This is a genomic window from Acidovorax sp. GW821-FHT09B03, from assembly GCF_059418305.1.
The window spans coordinates 525786-538702 of the sequence record NZ_JBWKPP010000001.1 but is presented as its reverse complement, the minus strand read 5'-3'; the positions used below and the strand labels follow the sequence as shown (position 1 = coordinate 538702).

At 68.8% G+C, this 12917-nt stretch carries 14 protein-coding genes and 1 pseudogene; 8 read left to right on the top strand and 7 right to left on the bottom strand.

Annotated features, from left to right (window positions below; genetic code table 11):
• Positions 1-14 precede the first annotated feature (14 nt).
• The 6 genes from AC07PA_RS02465 to mnmG form a co-directional block, all read right to left on the bottom strand.
• Entirely contained in the window at positions 15-563 is a 549-nt protein-coding gene (locus AC07PA_RS02465) for an RBBP9/YdeN family alpha/beta hydrolase (RefSeq protein ID WP_494603443.1), read from the bottom strand.
• A 35-nt stretch (positions 564-598) separates the two neighbouring features.
• The gene (locus AC07PA_RS02460) at positions 599-1399 is read right to left on the bottom strand and encodes a ParA family protein (protein WP_007857031.1); all 801 of its coding nucleotides are present in this window, start codon (positions 1397-1399) and stop codon (positions 599-601) included.
• Between the two features lie 17 nt (positions 1400-1416).
• Positions 1417-2031, bottom strand: coding sequence for a LysE family transporter (locus tag AC07PA_RS02455; protein WP_007857032.1), 615 nt, complete (start codon positions 2029-2031; stop codon positions 1417-1419).
• A gap of 121 nt (positions 2032-2152) precedes the next feature.
• Positions 2153-2830, bottom strand: coding sequence for a 16S rRNA (guanine(527)-N(7))-methyltransferase RsmG (rsmG, locus tag AC07PA_RS02450; RefSeq protein WP_494603446.1), 678 nt, complete (start codon positions 2828-2830; stop codon positions 2153-2155).
• 69 nt (positions 2831-2899) lie between these two features.
• Positions 2900-3622 carry a hypothetical protein gene (locus tag AC07PA_RS02445; protein ID WP_494603448.1) on the bottom strand — a complete coding sequence of 241 codons (723 nt, stop codon included), beginning with the start codon at positions 3620-3622 and terminating at the stop codon, positions 2900-2902.
• A gap of 7 nt (positions 3623-3629) precedes the next feature.
• On the bottom strand, positions 3630-5603 hold the full coding sequence (gene mnmG / locus AC07PA_RS02440; protein ID WP_494603450.1) for a tRNA uridine-5-carboxymethylaminomethyl(34) synthesis enzyme MnmG: 1974 nt from the start codon (positions 5601-5603) through the stop codon (positions 3630-3632).
• Positions 5604-5772: 169 nt separating this feature from the next.
• On the opposite strand from mnmG, the gene AC07PA_RS02435 reads away from it, so the two are divergent.
• From AC07PA_RS02435 to AC07PA_RS02420, 4 genes and pseudogenes are all read left to right on the top strand, one after another.
• On the top strand, positions 5773-6369 hold the full coding sequence (locus AC07PA_RS02435) for a Crp/Fnr family transcriptional regulator (protein WP_494603452.1): 597 nt from the start codon (positions 5773-5775) through the stop codon (positions 6367-6369).
• Positions 6370-6404: 35 nt separating this feature from the next.
• Positions 6405-6866: pseudogene (locus AC07PA_RS02430) on the top strand (anthrone oxygenase family protein); the annotation flags it as partial.
• Positions 6867-6979: 113 nt separating this feature from the next.
• Positions 6980-7567 (top strand): NADPH-dependent FMN reductase, encoded by a 588-nt coding sequence (locus AC07PA_RS02425; protein ID WP_494603454.1) that lies wholly within the window; start codon positions 6980-6982, stop codon positions 7565-7567.
• A 28-nt stretch (positions 7568-7595) separates the two neighbouring features.
• Positions 7596-7856 (top strand): YkgJ family cysteine cluster protein, encoded by a 261-nt coding sequence (locus AC07PA_RS02420; RefSeq protein ID WP_007857039.1) that lies wholly within the window; start codon positions 7596-7598, stop codon positions 7854-7856.
• On the opposite strand, the gene AC07PA_RS02415 is transcribed toward AC07PA_RS02420, so the two are convergent.
• Positions 7857-8357, bottom strand: a complete 501-nt coding sequence (locus tag AC07PA_RS02415) for an Lrp/AsnC family transcriptional regulator (RefSeq protein WP_494603456.1) — start codon at positions 8355-8357, stop codon at positions 7857-7859.
• Between the two features lie 156 nt (positions 8358-8513).
• On the opposite strand from AC07PA_RS02415, the gene AC07PA_RS02410 reads away from it, so the two are divergent.
• The 4 genes from AC07PA_RS02410 (at position 8514) to AC07PA_RS02395 (ending at position 12677) form a co-directional block, all read left to right on the top strand.
• Positions 8514-9692, top strand: a complete 1179-nt coding sequence (locus AC07PA_RS02410) for a M20 aminoacylase family protein (RefSeq protein ID WP_494603458.1) — start codon at positions 8514-8516, stop codon at positions 9690-9692.
• Between the two features lie 16 nt (positions 9693-9708).
• Entirely contained in the window at positions 9709-10944 is a 1236-nt protein-coding gene (locus tag AC07PA_RS02405) for a diaminopropionate ammonia-lyase (protein ID WP_007857042.1), read from the top strand.
• A gap of 32 nt (positions 10945-10976) precedes the next feature.
• Positions 10977-11702, top strand: a complete 726-nt coding sequence (locus AC07PA_RS02400) for an aldolase (RefSeq protein ID WP_494603460.1) — start codon at positions 10977-10979, stop codon at positions 11700-11702.
• Between the two features lie 78 nt (positions 11703-11780).
• Positions 11781-12677, top strand: a complete 897-nt coding sequence (locus tag AC07PA_RS02395; RefSeq protein WP_494603462.1) for an RNA polymerase sigma-70 factor — start codon at positions 11781-11783, stop codon at positions 12675-12677.
• Positions 12678-12917: the final 240 nt, after the last annotated feature.

The following is a 12917-nucleotide window of genomic DNA, read 5'->3' as shown; positions in this document are numbered from 1 at the left end:
GGAGGAATGGTCGATCAGGCCGGCTCGCGCAGCCCGGCCAGCAGGGCCAGGCCCTCGGACCAGTCCGCCAGGCCCGATTCGGCATTGATGTGGCCGCGCTCGCCATGGTCGATGAAGCGCGCCCCCCAGGCCCGGGCCATGCCTTCGGCGCGCTCGAAGCTGCAGTACGGGTCGTTGCGGCTGCCCACCAGCACGGCAGGGAACGGCAGCGGCTGGCGTGCGATGGGCGACCAGCCCGGCAGGTAGCCGGCGATGTCCTCGCGCTCCACATCGCCGGGTGCCACCAGCAGCGCCCCCTTCACCCGATGGGTGTTGGATGAATGCGCGGCCCACCAGGCGGTGAGGATGCAGCCCAGGCTGTGCGCCACCAGCACCACGGGGCCGGGGGCGTCGACTATGGTTTCCTCGAGCCGCGCGGTCCAGTCGCCGCGCAGCGGGCGCATCCAGTCGTGCTGCTCCACGCGGTGAAAGCCGTGCAGCGCCTCCCAGCGGCTCTGCCAGTGTTCGGGGCCGGAGCTCTGCCAGCCGGGCAGCACCAGCACGGTGTCGGAAGGTGAATTCATACTATGAATTTGATAGCAATCGACCCAGTGCCCGGTCAGACGACCGCGGGCTTCTTGCCAAGCGCCTTCATGCTCTGCACGCGCTCGACCATCTCCTGCGCGAACTCGATGAAGGCCTGGCTGCCCTTGGCCAGCGGGTCGAACACCACGCCCGGCAGGCCGTAGCTAGGGGCCTCGGCCAGACGCACGTTGCGCGGGATCACGGTGTTGAACACCTTGTCGCCGAAGTGGTCCTTGAGCTGCTCGCTCACCTGCTGCTGCAAGGTGATGCGCGGGTCGAACATCACGCGCAGCAGGCCGATGATCTGCAGGTCGGCATTGAGGTTGGCATGCACCTGCTTGATGGTGTTGACCAGGTCGGTCAGGCCTTCGAGCGCGAAGTACTCGCACTGCATGGGCACGATCACGCCATGGGCCGAGCACAGGCCGTTCAAGGTCAGCATGGACAGGGACGGCGGGCAGTCGATGAGCACGAAGTCGTAGTCCGCATCGGCCTCGGCGAGCGCCGCCTTGAGGCGCTTTTCGCGGTGCTCCAGCGCCACCAGTTCGACCTCGGCACCGGCCAGTTCGCGGTTGGCACCCAGCACGTGGTAGCCGCACTTTTCGCTCAGCACGGCCGCCTCGCGCACCGAGGCCGACTCGAGCAGCACGTCGTAGACCGTGAGGTCGAGCTTGCGCTTGTCCAGGTTCGACCCCATGGTGGCATTGCCCTGGGGGTCCAGGTCGACCATCAGCACGCGCTGGCCGATCTTCGCCAGGCCGGCCGCCAGGTTGACGGTGGTGGTGGTCTTGCCGACGCCACCCTTCTGGTTGGCAATGCAAAAGATCTGGGCCATGGGGTTGGATGCCTTGTTTACTTCGAAATGGCCAGCTTGATGCCGAAGCCGATCAGGAACACGCCGGCGACTTTTTCGAGCACGCGGCCGACGGTGGGGTTGGCGCGCATGCGCTCCGCCAGGTGGTGGGTAAGCAGCACGGCGATGAGGCCGTAGGCAAAGGTCAGGGCCGCCACGGTGGCCGCCATCACGCCGAAGGTCAGCAGGCCCTGGTGGCGGGCCGGGTCGACGAACAGCGGAAAGAAGGCCATGTAGAACACGATGGCCTTGGGGTTGAGCAGCGTGATCAGCGCGGCCTGCTTGAAATAGTGGCGCGGCTCGATGTTCAGGATGGGCTGGGCACCGGGCTTGGCCGTGAGCATCTTGAAGCCCAGCCAGGCCAGGTAGGCGGCGCCAAGCCACTGCACGGCATGGAAGGCCGCGGGGTAGGTGGACAGCAAGGCGGCCACGCCGGCCACCGCCGCCCACATCAGCACCTGGTCGCCGGCGATCACACCCAGGGTGGCGGCCAGGCCGCCCCGGATACCGCCCTTGCTGGTGGAGGTGATGAGCGCCAGATTGCCCGGACCGGGAATCGCCAGGAACAACACGATGGCCGCCACGAAGGCGCCGTAATCCGCAATGCCAAACATGAGAACCCCCAGGGGAAGACGAACCGCGAGGCTGGCTGATACCGCAGCAACAAAATGACCAGCGAGCGGCGAGTTTACGCGACCCGTGCGCGGGCCCCGCCCCCTTTTTACCGGATACCGGTCATGCCGGCCGCATCCAGACGATGCAACGCTCCGCATCGAGCCCCGGCACGGTCAATGGTTCCACGTGAAACACCCGCACATCGCCTGGCAGCGCCGCGATTTCCTCGGCCGGGTGCTTGCCCTTCATGGCCAGCCACACGCTCTGCGGGCCCAGAGCCTGGCGCGACCAAGTGGTGAAATCCACCAGCGAGGCAAAGGCCCGGCTGGTCACCACATCGAACGGTCCGTCCAGGTTCTCGACCCGGGCGTGCACGCCGCGCAGGTTGGGCAGCTTGAGCGACACCGCCACCTGCTGGATGAAAGCCGCCTTCTTGGCCACGGTGTCCACGCAGCTCACATCGACGTCTGGGCAGCAGATGGCGATCACCACACCGGGCAGGCCGGCACCGGCCCCCACGTCGAGCAGGCGGGCCCCCTGCCCTGGCGGCAAGGCCGCCTGCGCCAGCGCACGGCGCAGCGGCGGCACCGCCGCCAGGCTGTCTAGCAGGTGGTGGGTGAGCATCTCCTTGGGGTCGCGCACGGCCGTGAGGTTGTAGACCTTGGTCCATTTCTGGATCAGGTCCAGGTAGCACAGCAGGGCATCGGCCTGCGCGTCCGAGAGGGACACACCGAGTTGCTCGGCCGCCGAGAGCAGCGTGGGGCGAAACGCCTGGGTCGTGGCGGAGGGGGTGTTCATGGGGAGCGGCATTTCCATTGTTCGATAGGCAGGCCATGGTTCCACGTGGAACCATGGCGCTTGGCAGGTTCAGGAGCCCGTGCTGTTCCAGCAATTGGCTGGCTGGCCCTGGATCTGCACCCAGTAGCGGGTACCCTGGCCCAGGGTGGTGTTGGTGGTGCGCAGGCCCACGATGCTGCCACTGTCCAGGCCATCCTTCACATCGGCCATGCGCCAGCCGCTGCCCAGCTCCTGCTCGCACCGGGCCGACGCCAGGGCCGCCGAGGTCAGGATGGCGCCCATCACGGGTTGGGTGGGTGCCAGCATGCCGCCGGTCCAACCGGCCAAGCTGGCCTCCGCACTTCCGGCAGGCTTGGCAGCCGTACCGGGCTGGATGCACAGCACGGGCAGCACCACGCGGCACGAGGTGTCGCCCTGCTGGTGGTTGCACGGGTGGTCATCCTTCAAGGGCCGGTCGGTCGCGCGGGGTTCACCGGCACAGCCCAGGCGCGCGACTTCGGCCGGCTGCTTGGCGTCGTCTGCCACCACCGCAAAGGTCAGGCCGTGGCCGATACCGGATGCGGCCGGGGCGGCCACGGGTGCCGCGGCGGACGCGGGTGCCACCGTGGCCCGGGCCGCTGGCGCGACTGCGCTGACCTTGGCGGTGGGCGGGGCGGCGCGCTTGTCACGCTCGTGTTTCATCCACAGGGGAATGCCCAGCAGCAGCAACAGCACCGCCACGACGGCCACGGTGCGCACCATCAGCAGCTCGCCCCGTTGCCGCGCCCGACGCCCTGCCCTGTTGCCCCGCATGGGCGGCTCAGTGCGCAGCGGGTTCTGCATGGGTACGTGCACCGGCAATACCGCGGAACGCACCCTTCTTGAGGTGCACCATGAGCAGCGAAATGGTCGCGGGCGTGATGCCCGAAATGCGTGAGGCCAGGCCCAGCGTCTCGGGCCGGTGGCGCGTCAGGATCTGGCGTGCCTCGATCGACAGTGCCGCCACCTGCATGTAGTCCAGGTCCTCGGGCAGTTTGAGGTTTTCGTAGTGGGCCGCACGCTCCACCTCGTCCTTCTGGCGGTCGATGTAGCCCGAGTACTTGGCCGCGATCTCCAGTTGCTCGATCACGGATTCACTCAAGGCGCCCAGGGTTTCACGTGAAACATCGGCCGAGGCGTACTTGCCCCCGTCCATGCCCACCAGGGATGCGTAGCCCACATCGGGGCGGCGCAGCAGTTCGAACAGGTTGTACTCGTGCTCGATGCTCTTGCCCAGCACCCGCTCGGATTCTGCCGCGGGCAGGCTGCGTGGGTTCACCCAGGTGGCCTTGAGGCGTTCTGTTTCACGTGAAACAGCGTCGCGCTTGCGGCTGAAGGCATCCCAACGGGCATCGTCCACCAGGCCCAGCTTGCGGCCCATCTCGGTCAGGCGCAGGTCGGCATTGTCCTCGCGCAGCTGCAGGCGGAACTCGGCCCGGCTGGTGAACATGCGGTAGGGCTCGTTCACGCCCTTGGTGATCAGGTCGTCCACCAGCACACCCAGGTAGGCCTCGTCACGGCCCGGCAGCCAGGGTGCATCGCCGCGGCACTGCAGGGCGGCGTTGATGCCCGCGAACAGGCCCTGCGCTGCGGCCTCCTCGTAGCCCGTGGTGCCGTTGATCTGGCCGGCGAAGAACAGGCCCTCGATCTGGCGCGTCTCGAAGCTGCTCTTGAGCGAGCGCGGGTCGAAGTAGTCGTACTCGATGGCGTAGCCGGGGCGCAGGATGTGCGCGTTCTCCAGGCCCGGCATGCTGCGCACCAGCTCGTACTGGATGTCGAACGGCAGGCTGGTGCTGATGCCGTTGGGGTAGAACTCGTGCGTGGTCAGGCCCTCGGGTTCGAGGAAGATCTGGTGGCTGTCCTTGTCGGCAAAGCGGTTGATCTTATCTTCCACGCTGGGACAATAGCGCGGGCCCACGCCCTCGATCTTGCCCGTGAACATGGGGCTGCGGTCGAAGCCGCTGCGGATGATGTCGTGCGTGCGCTCGTTGGTGTGCGTCACCCAGCACGGCATCTGCCGCGGGTGCATGGCGGCATTGCCCATGAAGCTGAACACCGGCACGGCCCCTTCGTTCACGCCGCCGGGCATGCCGTCGCCGGGCTGCTCGGTGCACTTGGAGAAGTCGATGCTGCGCCCGTCCAGCCGCGGCGGGGTGCCGGTCTTCAGGCGGCCCTGGGGCAGCTTCAGTTCCTTGAGGCGTGCCGACAGCGATACGGCGGGCGGGTCCCCTGCCCGGCCGGCCGCGTAGTTGTTCAGGCCCACATGGATCTTGCCGTCGAGGAAGGTGCCCGCCGTGAGCACCACCGTGCGCGAGCGGAAGCGGATACCCACCTGCGTCACGGCGCCCACCACGCGGTCGCCCTCCACCATCAGGTCGTCCACCGCCTGCTGGAACAGCCACAGGTTGGGCTGGTTCTCCAGCATGCGGCGGATGGCGGCCTTGTAGAGGATGCGGTCGGCCTGGGCGCGCGTGGCGCGCACGGCCGGTCCCTTGGAGCTGTTGAGGATACGGAACTGGATGCCGCCCTCGTCCGTGGCCAGGGCCATGGCACCGCCCAGCGCATCCACCTCCTTGACCAGGTGGCCCTTGCCGATGCCGCCGATGCTGGGGTTGCAGCTCATCTGCCCCAGCGTCTCGATGTTGTGCGAGAGCAGCAGCGTCTTGCTGCCCATGCGGGCGGCCGCCAGCGCGGCCTCGGTGCCGGCATGGCCACCGCCGACGACGATCACATCAAATTCCTGGGGGTACAACATGGGAGCGCTCCGGGGCCTGTCGGGCCCGATAATCAAAAATCCCGGCACGACGCATGGAGGCGGGCCCCGCCTGGGCCTGCCGTGCGCACCGGCCCCGCCCGGGTGCAAAGGTGCAAGCCTGCACCCTGCCCCGGCGGGCAACCCGGGATTTTCCCACTTTGCGCCCACCGTGTCTGCCGACAGCCCTCTGACCCGCTTTCTCACCCGACTGGTGGGCGATCCGCCCGTACCGGTGGCAGCGTGGTGGGCAAGTGCCCGGCCGGCCGATTTCGCCAAGGGCCAGCCCTTGTTGCGCGCCGGCGAGCCATGGCGCCATCTGTGGTGGGTGGAGCAAGGCGCCCTGCGCCTGTACCTCGTGGACCGGGACGGAGCAGAGGCCAACAAGAACTTCTTTCTCGACGGCGCCCTGTTCTGGCCCATCACCCCGAGCCTGCGACAGCAGCCCGCAATGTTCCACGTGGAACCTTTGGAAGACAGCCGGGTGTGGGCGCTGCCCCTGCCCGCATGGGGCACCGCCACGCCCACCGATGGCTGGGTACCCTGGGCGGCGCTGGAGCACCGGGTCCTGTGCGCCCTGCTCGACGGCAAGATGCAGCGCGAGCAGGAGTTCCTGCAGCTGAGCGCGCGCGAGCGCTATGCCCGGCTGCTGGCCCAGCACCCGGACTGGCCGCAGCGCATCGCGCTGCGGCACCTGGCGTCCTACCTGGGCGTCACCGATGTCACGCTCTCGCGCGTGCGCAGTGATATGGGCCTTATCAAAGGTTAAGGCGCGGGCCCACCGGGGCCGGCACAGTGGTTGCCATGCCTGCCACCGCTTTTTTCCACCCCCGTTCCGCCATCGCCGTGGCGCCCCACTTCCTGGCCGTGGTGTGGCTCGGGCTCATGGCCGGCTTCTTCGGCACCTACAGCGCCAATGTGAACCTGGCCATGCTGCAGATGGATGGCGCGACCTACGCCACCGTGCAGTCGGCCCTGAACCGCAACGTGCGCCACAGCCTGTTCTTTGCGCTGTTCTTCGGCCCGCCCCTGTGGTGCGCGCTGGCCCTGGCCACCGGCTGGGCCCGGCGCCGCGAAGCCTGGTGGCCCACGCTGGCCGCCGTGCTGCTGGCCTACCTGCTGGGCATCGTCTTCTTCACCCAGCAGGTGAACCTGCCGCTCAACGCGACCACCGAGGCCTGGAACCCGCAGGTGCTGCCCGCCGATTGGGCCCAGGTGCGCGCGCGCTGGAACGCGGCCAACCTCTGGCGCGCCCTGCTCAGTCTGGCCGCCTTCGTCGCGGCCCTGGTCACCCTGGTGTGGCGGCTGGCACCGCCCCGGGCCGACCGCCAGGCTGCGCTTGCAGGAATCCTGCCTGGCGCCTGTGCTCCAATCCAGCCATGCACAAGAACCCGCTCCTCGTCTTCGCCGGCAGCACGCGCCAGCAATCGTTCAACCGCCGCCTGGCCCACGCAACCGCCGCGATCGCCCGCGAGGCCGGCGCCGAGGTCACGCTGCTGGAGCTGTCGGACTACGACATCCCCATGTACAACGCCGACCTCGAAGCCCAGGGCACGCCGGCCGACGTGGTGCGCCTCAAGCAGGTGCTGTGGGCGCACCCGGCCTGGATCGTCTGCTCGCCCGAGTACAACGGCAGCTACACCGCCCTGCTCAAGAACACCATCGACTGGGCATCGAGCCCCGTGAGCGGCAACCCCGAATGGCAGGACGGCACCAAGCCCTTCCGCGGCAAGGTGGTGGGCATGCTCAGCGCCTCCAACGGCGGCCTGGGCGGCCTGCGCTCGCAAAGCCACCTGGCACCGCTGCTGCACAACCTGGAGTGCTGGCTCGCACCCAAGGCCTTTGCCCTGGGCCAAGCCAGCACGGCCTTCGACGAAGCGGGCGCCCTGGTGCAGGCGGTGCACCGCGAGCGCGTGCGCGCCGTGGTCGACCAGGTGCTCTGGGCCTCGGCCAGGCTGAATGCCTGATCTTTAGCTATTGAATAGATAGCAACTCATGCAGTGCAGATCGGGCTGCGGTGCCTGCTGCACCGCCCCCTCCATCAGCTCGCCGATCCCCGGCATGCCGCAGGGCAAGCCGGCGGGCGTGCGCTGCATCCAGCTCGGGGACGACGCACGCTGCCTTATTTTTGGGCAGCCCGAGCGCCCCGCCGTCTGCAGCGGCCTGCAGCCCTCGGCCGAGATGTGCGCAGGCAGCACGCGCGAAGCCATGGCCTTCCTGACGCGGCTCGAAGACCTGACACGCCCCTCGGCCTAATCAGTCCTCCTCGTCGTCATCTTTGTCGACTTCCGGCGGCACGTCCAGCGCCACCCGGGTCTCGAACTTGGAGCAGTTCATCGCGAACGTGCTCTTGAAGTTCCGCACGTTGTTGTTCGACAAAAACACCTCGCGCGTGAACGCGTGGTAGCGCTCCATCGACGCGGAGTTGATGATCAGCAGGAAGTCGAACTCGCCCGAGACCTCGTAGCAGGCCATCACATCGTCCTGCGCCGCCATCTTGGCTTCGAAGTTGCGCAGCAGCGCATCGTTCTGCTTGTCCAGCTCCACCGACACGAACACCGTGAGCGCGCGCCCCACGCGCTGCCGGTTCACCACCCCGACCTGCTTGAGCAGAATGCCCGCAGCGCGCAGGATGGCAATGCGCCGCTGGCAGGTGGCCGGCGAGCTGTTGACCTTGCGGGCCAGCACGCGCAGCGGCTGCGAGGCGTCTTCCTGCAGCAGGTTGAGGATCTGGATGTCCAGGCGGTCAAGGTTCATGGGCCCGCCCACGATACCAAAGGACGATGGGACAAATGCATCACTCTTCTCCAAATTGTGAGACAGATCCCTCATTGAACGCCGTATTGCGGTGGTTTCAACCGGGCGCCCACCCCAACAATGCGTAGGAACCATCCGACAACCGGGACGCACGCCATGACCATCACCACCGCAGCCGATTTCGACCAGCAGCTCGTGCGCTGGCGCCACCACCTGCACCGCCATCCCGAGACCGGCTTCAACGAGGTGGACACCGCCGACTACGTGGCGCGCCACCTCGCGGCCCTGGGCCTCGACGTGCAGCGCGGCATCGGCGGCACGGGGGTGGTGGCCAGCCTCAGCGTGGGCGACGGCGGCCCCGCCATCGGCCTGCGCGCCGACATGGACGCCCTGGCCCTGGGCGAATCCGCACCCGGCCGCAAGCATGCCTCGCAGAACGCCGGCTGCATGCATGCCTGTGGGCACGACGGCCACATGGCGATGGTGCTCGGCGCCGCGCAGCTGCTGGCCGAGCGCCGCGACTTTTGCGGCACGGTGCGCTTCATCTTCCAGCCCGCCGAAGAGCATGGCCGGGGCGCCGCCGCGATGATGGCCGACGGCCTGTTCGAGCGCTTCCCGGTCGACGAGATCTACGGCGCGCACAACATCCCCGGCATGCCGGCCGGCCACATGGCCATCCGAAGCGGCGGCATCATGGCCAGCGAGGACAACTTCGCCATCGAGATCACCGGCCGTGGCGGGCATGCGGCACGCCCGCACATGGCGATCGATCCGCTGGTCGTCGGCGCCGAGATCGTGCTCGCGCTGCAGACCGTGGTGGCGCGCTCGGTCGACCCGAGCCAACCCGCCGTGGTCTCGTGCACCGAGTTCACCACCGACGGCATCCGCAACGCCCTGCCCACCCATGTCACGATCAAGGGCGATACGCGCAGCTACTCGCCCGCGGTACAGGCCCTGCTGGCAAAGCGCATGCGCGAGATCTGCGAAGGCATCTGCGCGGCCCACGGCGCCACCTGCCGCTTCAGCTACACGCACGAGTTCGCCCCCACCGTGAACTGGCCGGCCTGCGTGGAGGTGGCCAGCGCGGCCGCCGAAGCCGTGATCGGTGCCGAGCGCCTGGACCGCAATGTCACGCCGATGATGATCTCCGAGGATTTCGGCGCCTTCCTGCAGGTGGTCCCCGGGGCCTTCATGTTCATCGGCAACGGCGAAGCCGGCACGCCCGGCGGCGTGCCCCTGCACAACGCCGCCTATGACTTCAACGACGCTGTGCTGCCGGTAGGCGCACGCTACTTCGCCGAGATCGCGCGCGTGCGCCTGCCCCTCAATGCCTGAGCCCGGAAAACCACCCATGCTGTTCACCAACCCTGCGGCCACGCGCCGCCCCTACGACCCCGCCCTGCAGCGCGTGATGAACCTCGCCACCGCCCGCGAAAGCCGCCAGTGGCTGGCCGGCTGGGCACAGCTGCGCCGCGGCAGCACACCGCTGCACGCCCTGCCCCACCTGGCGCGCCAGCTCGGCCTGGGCCAGCTATCCCTCAAGGACGAATCGGTGCGCTCGCCGCTGGCCAGCTTCAAGGTGCTGGGCGCGCCCGTGGCCCTGGTGCGCCTGGTGCAGCGCCAGTGGCCCGGGGCAGGATGGGCCCCGGCCGACCTGCTCGCGGGCCGGCATGCCGACGCGCTGGCCGACTTCACCGCCATCAGCGCCACCGACGGCAACCACGGCCGCGCGCTGGCCGCTGCGGCCCAGAGCATCGGCTGCCGCTGCGTGATCGTGCTGCATGCCCACGTCAGCGCCGAGCGCGAGCAACCCATCCGCGACCTGGGCGCCGAGGTCGTGCGCATCGCCGGCAACTACGACGACTCCGTGCAGGAGGCCGAGCGCCTGGCCCGCACCCACGGCTGGTGGGTGGTCTCAGACACCTCGTACGATGGCTACGAGGACATCCCGCGCGACGTCATGCAGGGCTACGGCATCCTGGTCGACGAACTGCTCGAACAGGTCCCCGTGCGCGCCGATGGCGCCAGCCCCTTCACCCATGTGCTGCTGCAGGGTGGCGTGGGCGGCCTGGCCGCAGGCGTCGTGGCGCCCCTGTGGGAGCGCTATGGCGCCGCACGCCCCCGCTTCATCGCCGTGGAGCCCGAGCAGGCCGACTGCCTGCTGCAAAGCGCCATCGCCGGCCGGCCGGCCCGCGCCACGGGCAGCGTGGATTCGGTGATGGCGGGCCTGGCCTGCGGCGAGACCTCGCCCCTGGCCTGGCGCTTCCTGCAGCCCACGGTGGACCTGTTCATGACCGTGGGCGATGCCCAGGCCGAAGCGGCCATGCGCACCCTGGCCAGCGGCACTGCCGGTGATGTGCCTGTGCTCAGCGGCGAATCGGGCGCCGCGGGCCTGGCCGGGCTCACCGCCCTCATGGCCGACCCGGCACTGGCGGCCCAGGCCGGCCTGGGCCCGGACGCACGCGTGCTGCTCATCAGCACCGAGGGCGCCACCGCCCCGGGTGTCTACCAGGCCATCACCGGCCGCAGCCCGGCCAGCGTGCTGCAGGCCCAGTCCGAATGGATGGCACGCCCGTTGCACGGATGACAATGGAGGAACCCACGCCCCCAGGAACCCCGATGACTGCACCCACCCTCGACTTCGATTCGCCCACCGTTCGCAAGCTGCGCGACGACCTGGCCCTGGCCCTGCGCGCCGCCGCCCACCATGGCCTGTCCGAGGGTGTGTGCAACCATTTCAGCGTGGAGCTGCCCGACCGCTCGGGGCGCTTTTTGCTCAACCCGCGCGGCCTGATGTGGAGCGAGGTGCAGGCCGAGGACATCGTGCTCATCGACGAACAGGGCCAGCGCCTGGCCGGCCGCCACGCGGTGGAACCCACGGCCATGTTCATCCACGCCGCCATCCACCGCCTGTGCCAGAAGGCCTGCGTGCTGCACACCCACATGCCCTACGCCACGGCACTCACGCTGACCACCGACCGGGCGCTCGACACCACGCTCTCGCAGAATGCCATGCGCTTCCACGGCCGCACGGCCGTGGACCCGAACTACAACGGCTTCGCGCTCGACGTGCGCGAGGGCGAGCGCATCGCGGGCGTGCTGCGCGCGGCGGACATCGGTTTCCTGAGCAACCACGGCGTGGTCGTCTGTGGCGATCGCATCGACTACGCCTACGACGACCTCTACTACCTGGAGCGCGCCTGCATGGCCCAGGTGCTGGCTCAATCCACCGGCCGCCCCCTGGCCCCGGCCAGCGCCACCCTGGCGCAGCACGTGAGCGAGCAGTCCATGGGCGAACGCCTGCAGTCCGAGCTGTTCTTCGAGGCGCTGCGCCGCAGGCTCTGATTTTTTCGCGGCCGAACTGTCACACAGCGGACCCCTGGCACGTCTGGTTATCGACCAAACTACGCTTGGAGCCCGACCATGACCGCACCACCCCTGGCCCCTGAGGCCGACAATACCTTTGCCACCTTGCGCCCGCGCCTGTTCGGCATCGCCTACCGCATGCTGGGAGTGCGCGCCGACGCCGAGGACGTGGTGCAGGACGCCTGGCTGCGCTGGAGCGGCACGGACACCACCGCCCTGCAGTCGGCCGAGGCCTGGCTGGTCACGGTGACCACGCGCCTGTCCATCGACCGGCTGCGCGCCGCCAAGGCCGAGCGAGAGGCCTATGTGGGCTGGTGGCTGCCCGAGCCGCTGGTGGAGCAGCTCGATGAGCGCACACCCGAATCCGCCGCCGAACTGGCCGGTGAACTCTCGGTCGCCTTTCTCTACGTGCTCGAACGCCTGGGCCCCGAGGAGCGCGCCGCCTTCCTGCTGCGCCAGGTCTTCGACTACGACTACCCCGAGATCGCCGCCCAGCTGGGCAAGACCGAGGCCAGTTGCCGCCAGATGGTGCACCGCGCCAGCGAGCGCGTGCAGCAGGCACGCACCCGCTTCGAGGTGCCGCGCAAGGTGCACCACCAGCTGCTCGAACGCTTCATCGCGGCCGCCCACAGCGGCCAGCGCGATGCCATCGAGGCCCTGCTGTCCGAAGACGCCATGCTGATCGGCGACGGCGGCGGCAAGGTGCAGTCCTTCCCGCACCCGCTGGTGGGGGCCTTCCGCATCGCCAACCTGTTCTGGGCGCAGTGGCGGCGCATGGCCGAGCAGGTGGTCTACCGCACCGTGCTCATCAATGGCGAGCCGGGCCTCTTGCGCTACATCGACGGCCGGCTCGAATCGGCCCAGGCCATCGTGACCGACGGCGAGCGCATCGTCGCCATCTATGCGATCCGCAACCCGGACAAGCTCACGGGCATCCCGCTCACACTCGATTGATGAACACCCCCTGAGTCGCTTCGCGCCTTCACCCCTCTCTCGCATTGCCGCGCAATGCGGGAGGGGGACGCCCCCAGTGCACGCAAGCGAAGCGCCGCATACGCGGCTTGGCGGCCCTTGCACGGGGGCACTGGCCTTGGCCGTGCCAGTTTCATGCGATGCGGGTGACGCGCAGCGCTGTGGAGAACTGAGAGAAAGTTTTTTGCGCCCGGCTGTCACAACGGCACCGGCCCACGCGTC

Excerpts from the sequence above, each read along its gene's own strand:
- AC07PA_RS02465 (WP_494603443.1), bottom strand. The coding sequence starts at position 563 with ATGAATTCACCTTCCGACACCGTGCTGGTGCTGCCCGGCTGGCAGAGC.
- AC07PA_RS02460 (WP_007857031.1), bottom strand. The coding sequence starts at position 1,399 with ATGGCCCAGATCTTTTGCATTGCCAACCAGAAGGGTGGCGTCGGCAAG.
- AC07PA_RS02455 (WP_007857032.1), bottom strand. The coding sequence starts at position 2,031 with ATGTTTGGCATTGCGGATTACGGCGCCTTCGTGGCGGCCATCGTGTTG.
- rsmG (WP_494603446.1), bottom strand. The coding sequence starts at position 2,830 with ATGAACACCCCCTCCGCCACGACCCAGGCGTTTCGCCCCACGCTGCTC.
- AC07PA_RS02445 (WP_494603448.1), bottom strand. The coding sequence starts at position 3,622 with ATGCGGGGCAACAGGGCAGGGCGTCGGGCGCGGCAACGGGGCGAGCTG.
- mnmG (WP_494603450.1), bottom strand. The coding sequence starts at position 5,603 with ATGTTGTACCCCCAGGAATTTGATGTGATCGTCGTCGGCGGTGGCCAT.
- AC07PA_RS02425 (WP_494603454.1), top strand. The coding sequence starts at position 6,980 with ATGCACAAGAACCCGCTCCTCGTCTTCGCCGGCAGCACGCGCCAGCAA.
- AC07PA_RS02420 (WP_007857039.1), top strand. The coding sequence starts at position 7,596 with ATGCAGTGCAGATCGGGCTGCGGTGCCTGCTGCACCGCCCCCTCCATC.
- AC07PA_RS02415 (WP_494603456.1), bottom strand. The coding sequence starts at position 8,357 with ATGAACCTTGACCGCCTGGACATCCAGATCCTCAACCTGCTGCAGGAA.
- AC07PA_RS02410 (WP_494603458.1), top strand. The coding sequence starts at position 8,514 with ATGACCATCACCACCGCAGCCGATTTCGACCAGCAGCTCGTGCGCTGG.
- AC07PA_RS02405 (WP_007857042.1), top strand. The coding sequence starts at position 9,709 with ATGCTGTTCACCAACCCTGCGGCCACGCGCCGCCCCTACGACCCCGCC.
- AC07PA_RS02400 (WP_494603460.1), top strand. The coding sequence starts at position 10,977 with ATGACTGCACCCACCCTCGACTTCGATTCGCCCACCGTTCGCAAGCTG.
- AC07PA_RS02395 (WP_494603462.1), top strand. The coding sequence starts at position 11,781 with ATGACCGCACCACCCCTGGCCCCTGAGGCCGACAATACCTTTGCCACC.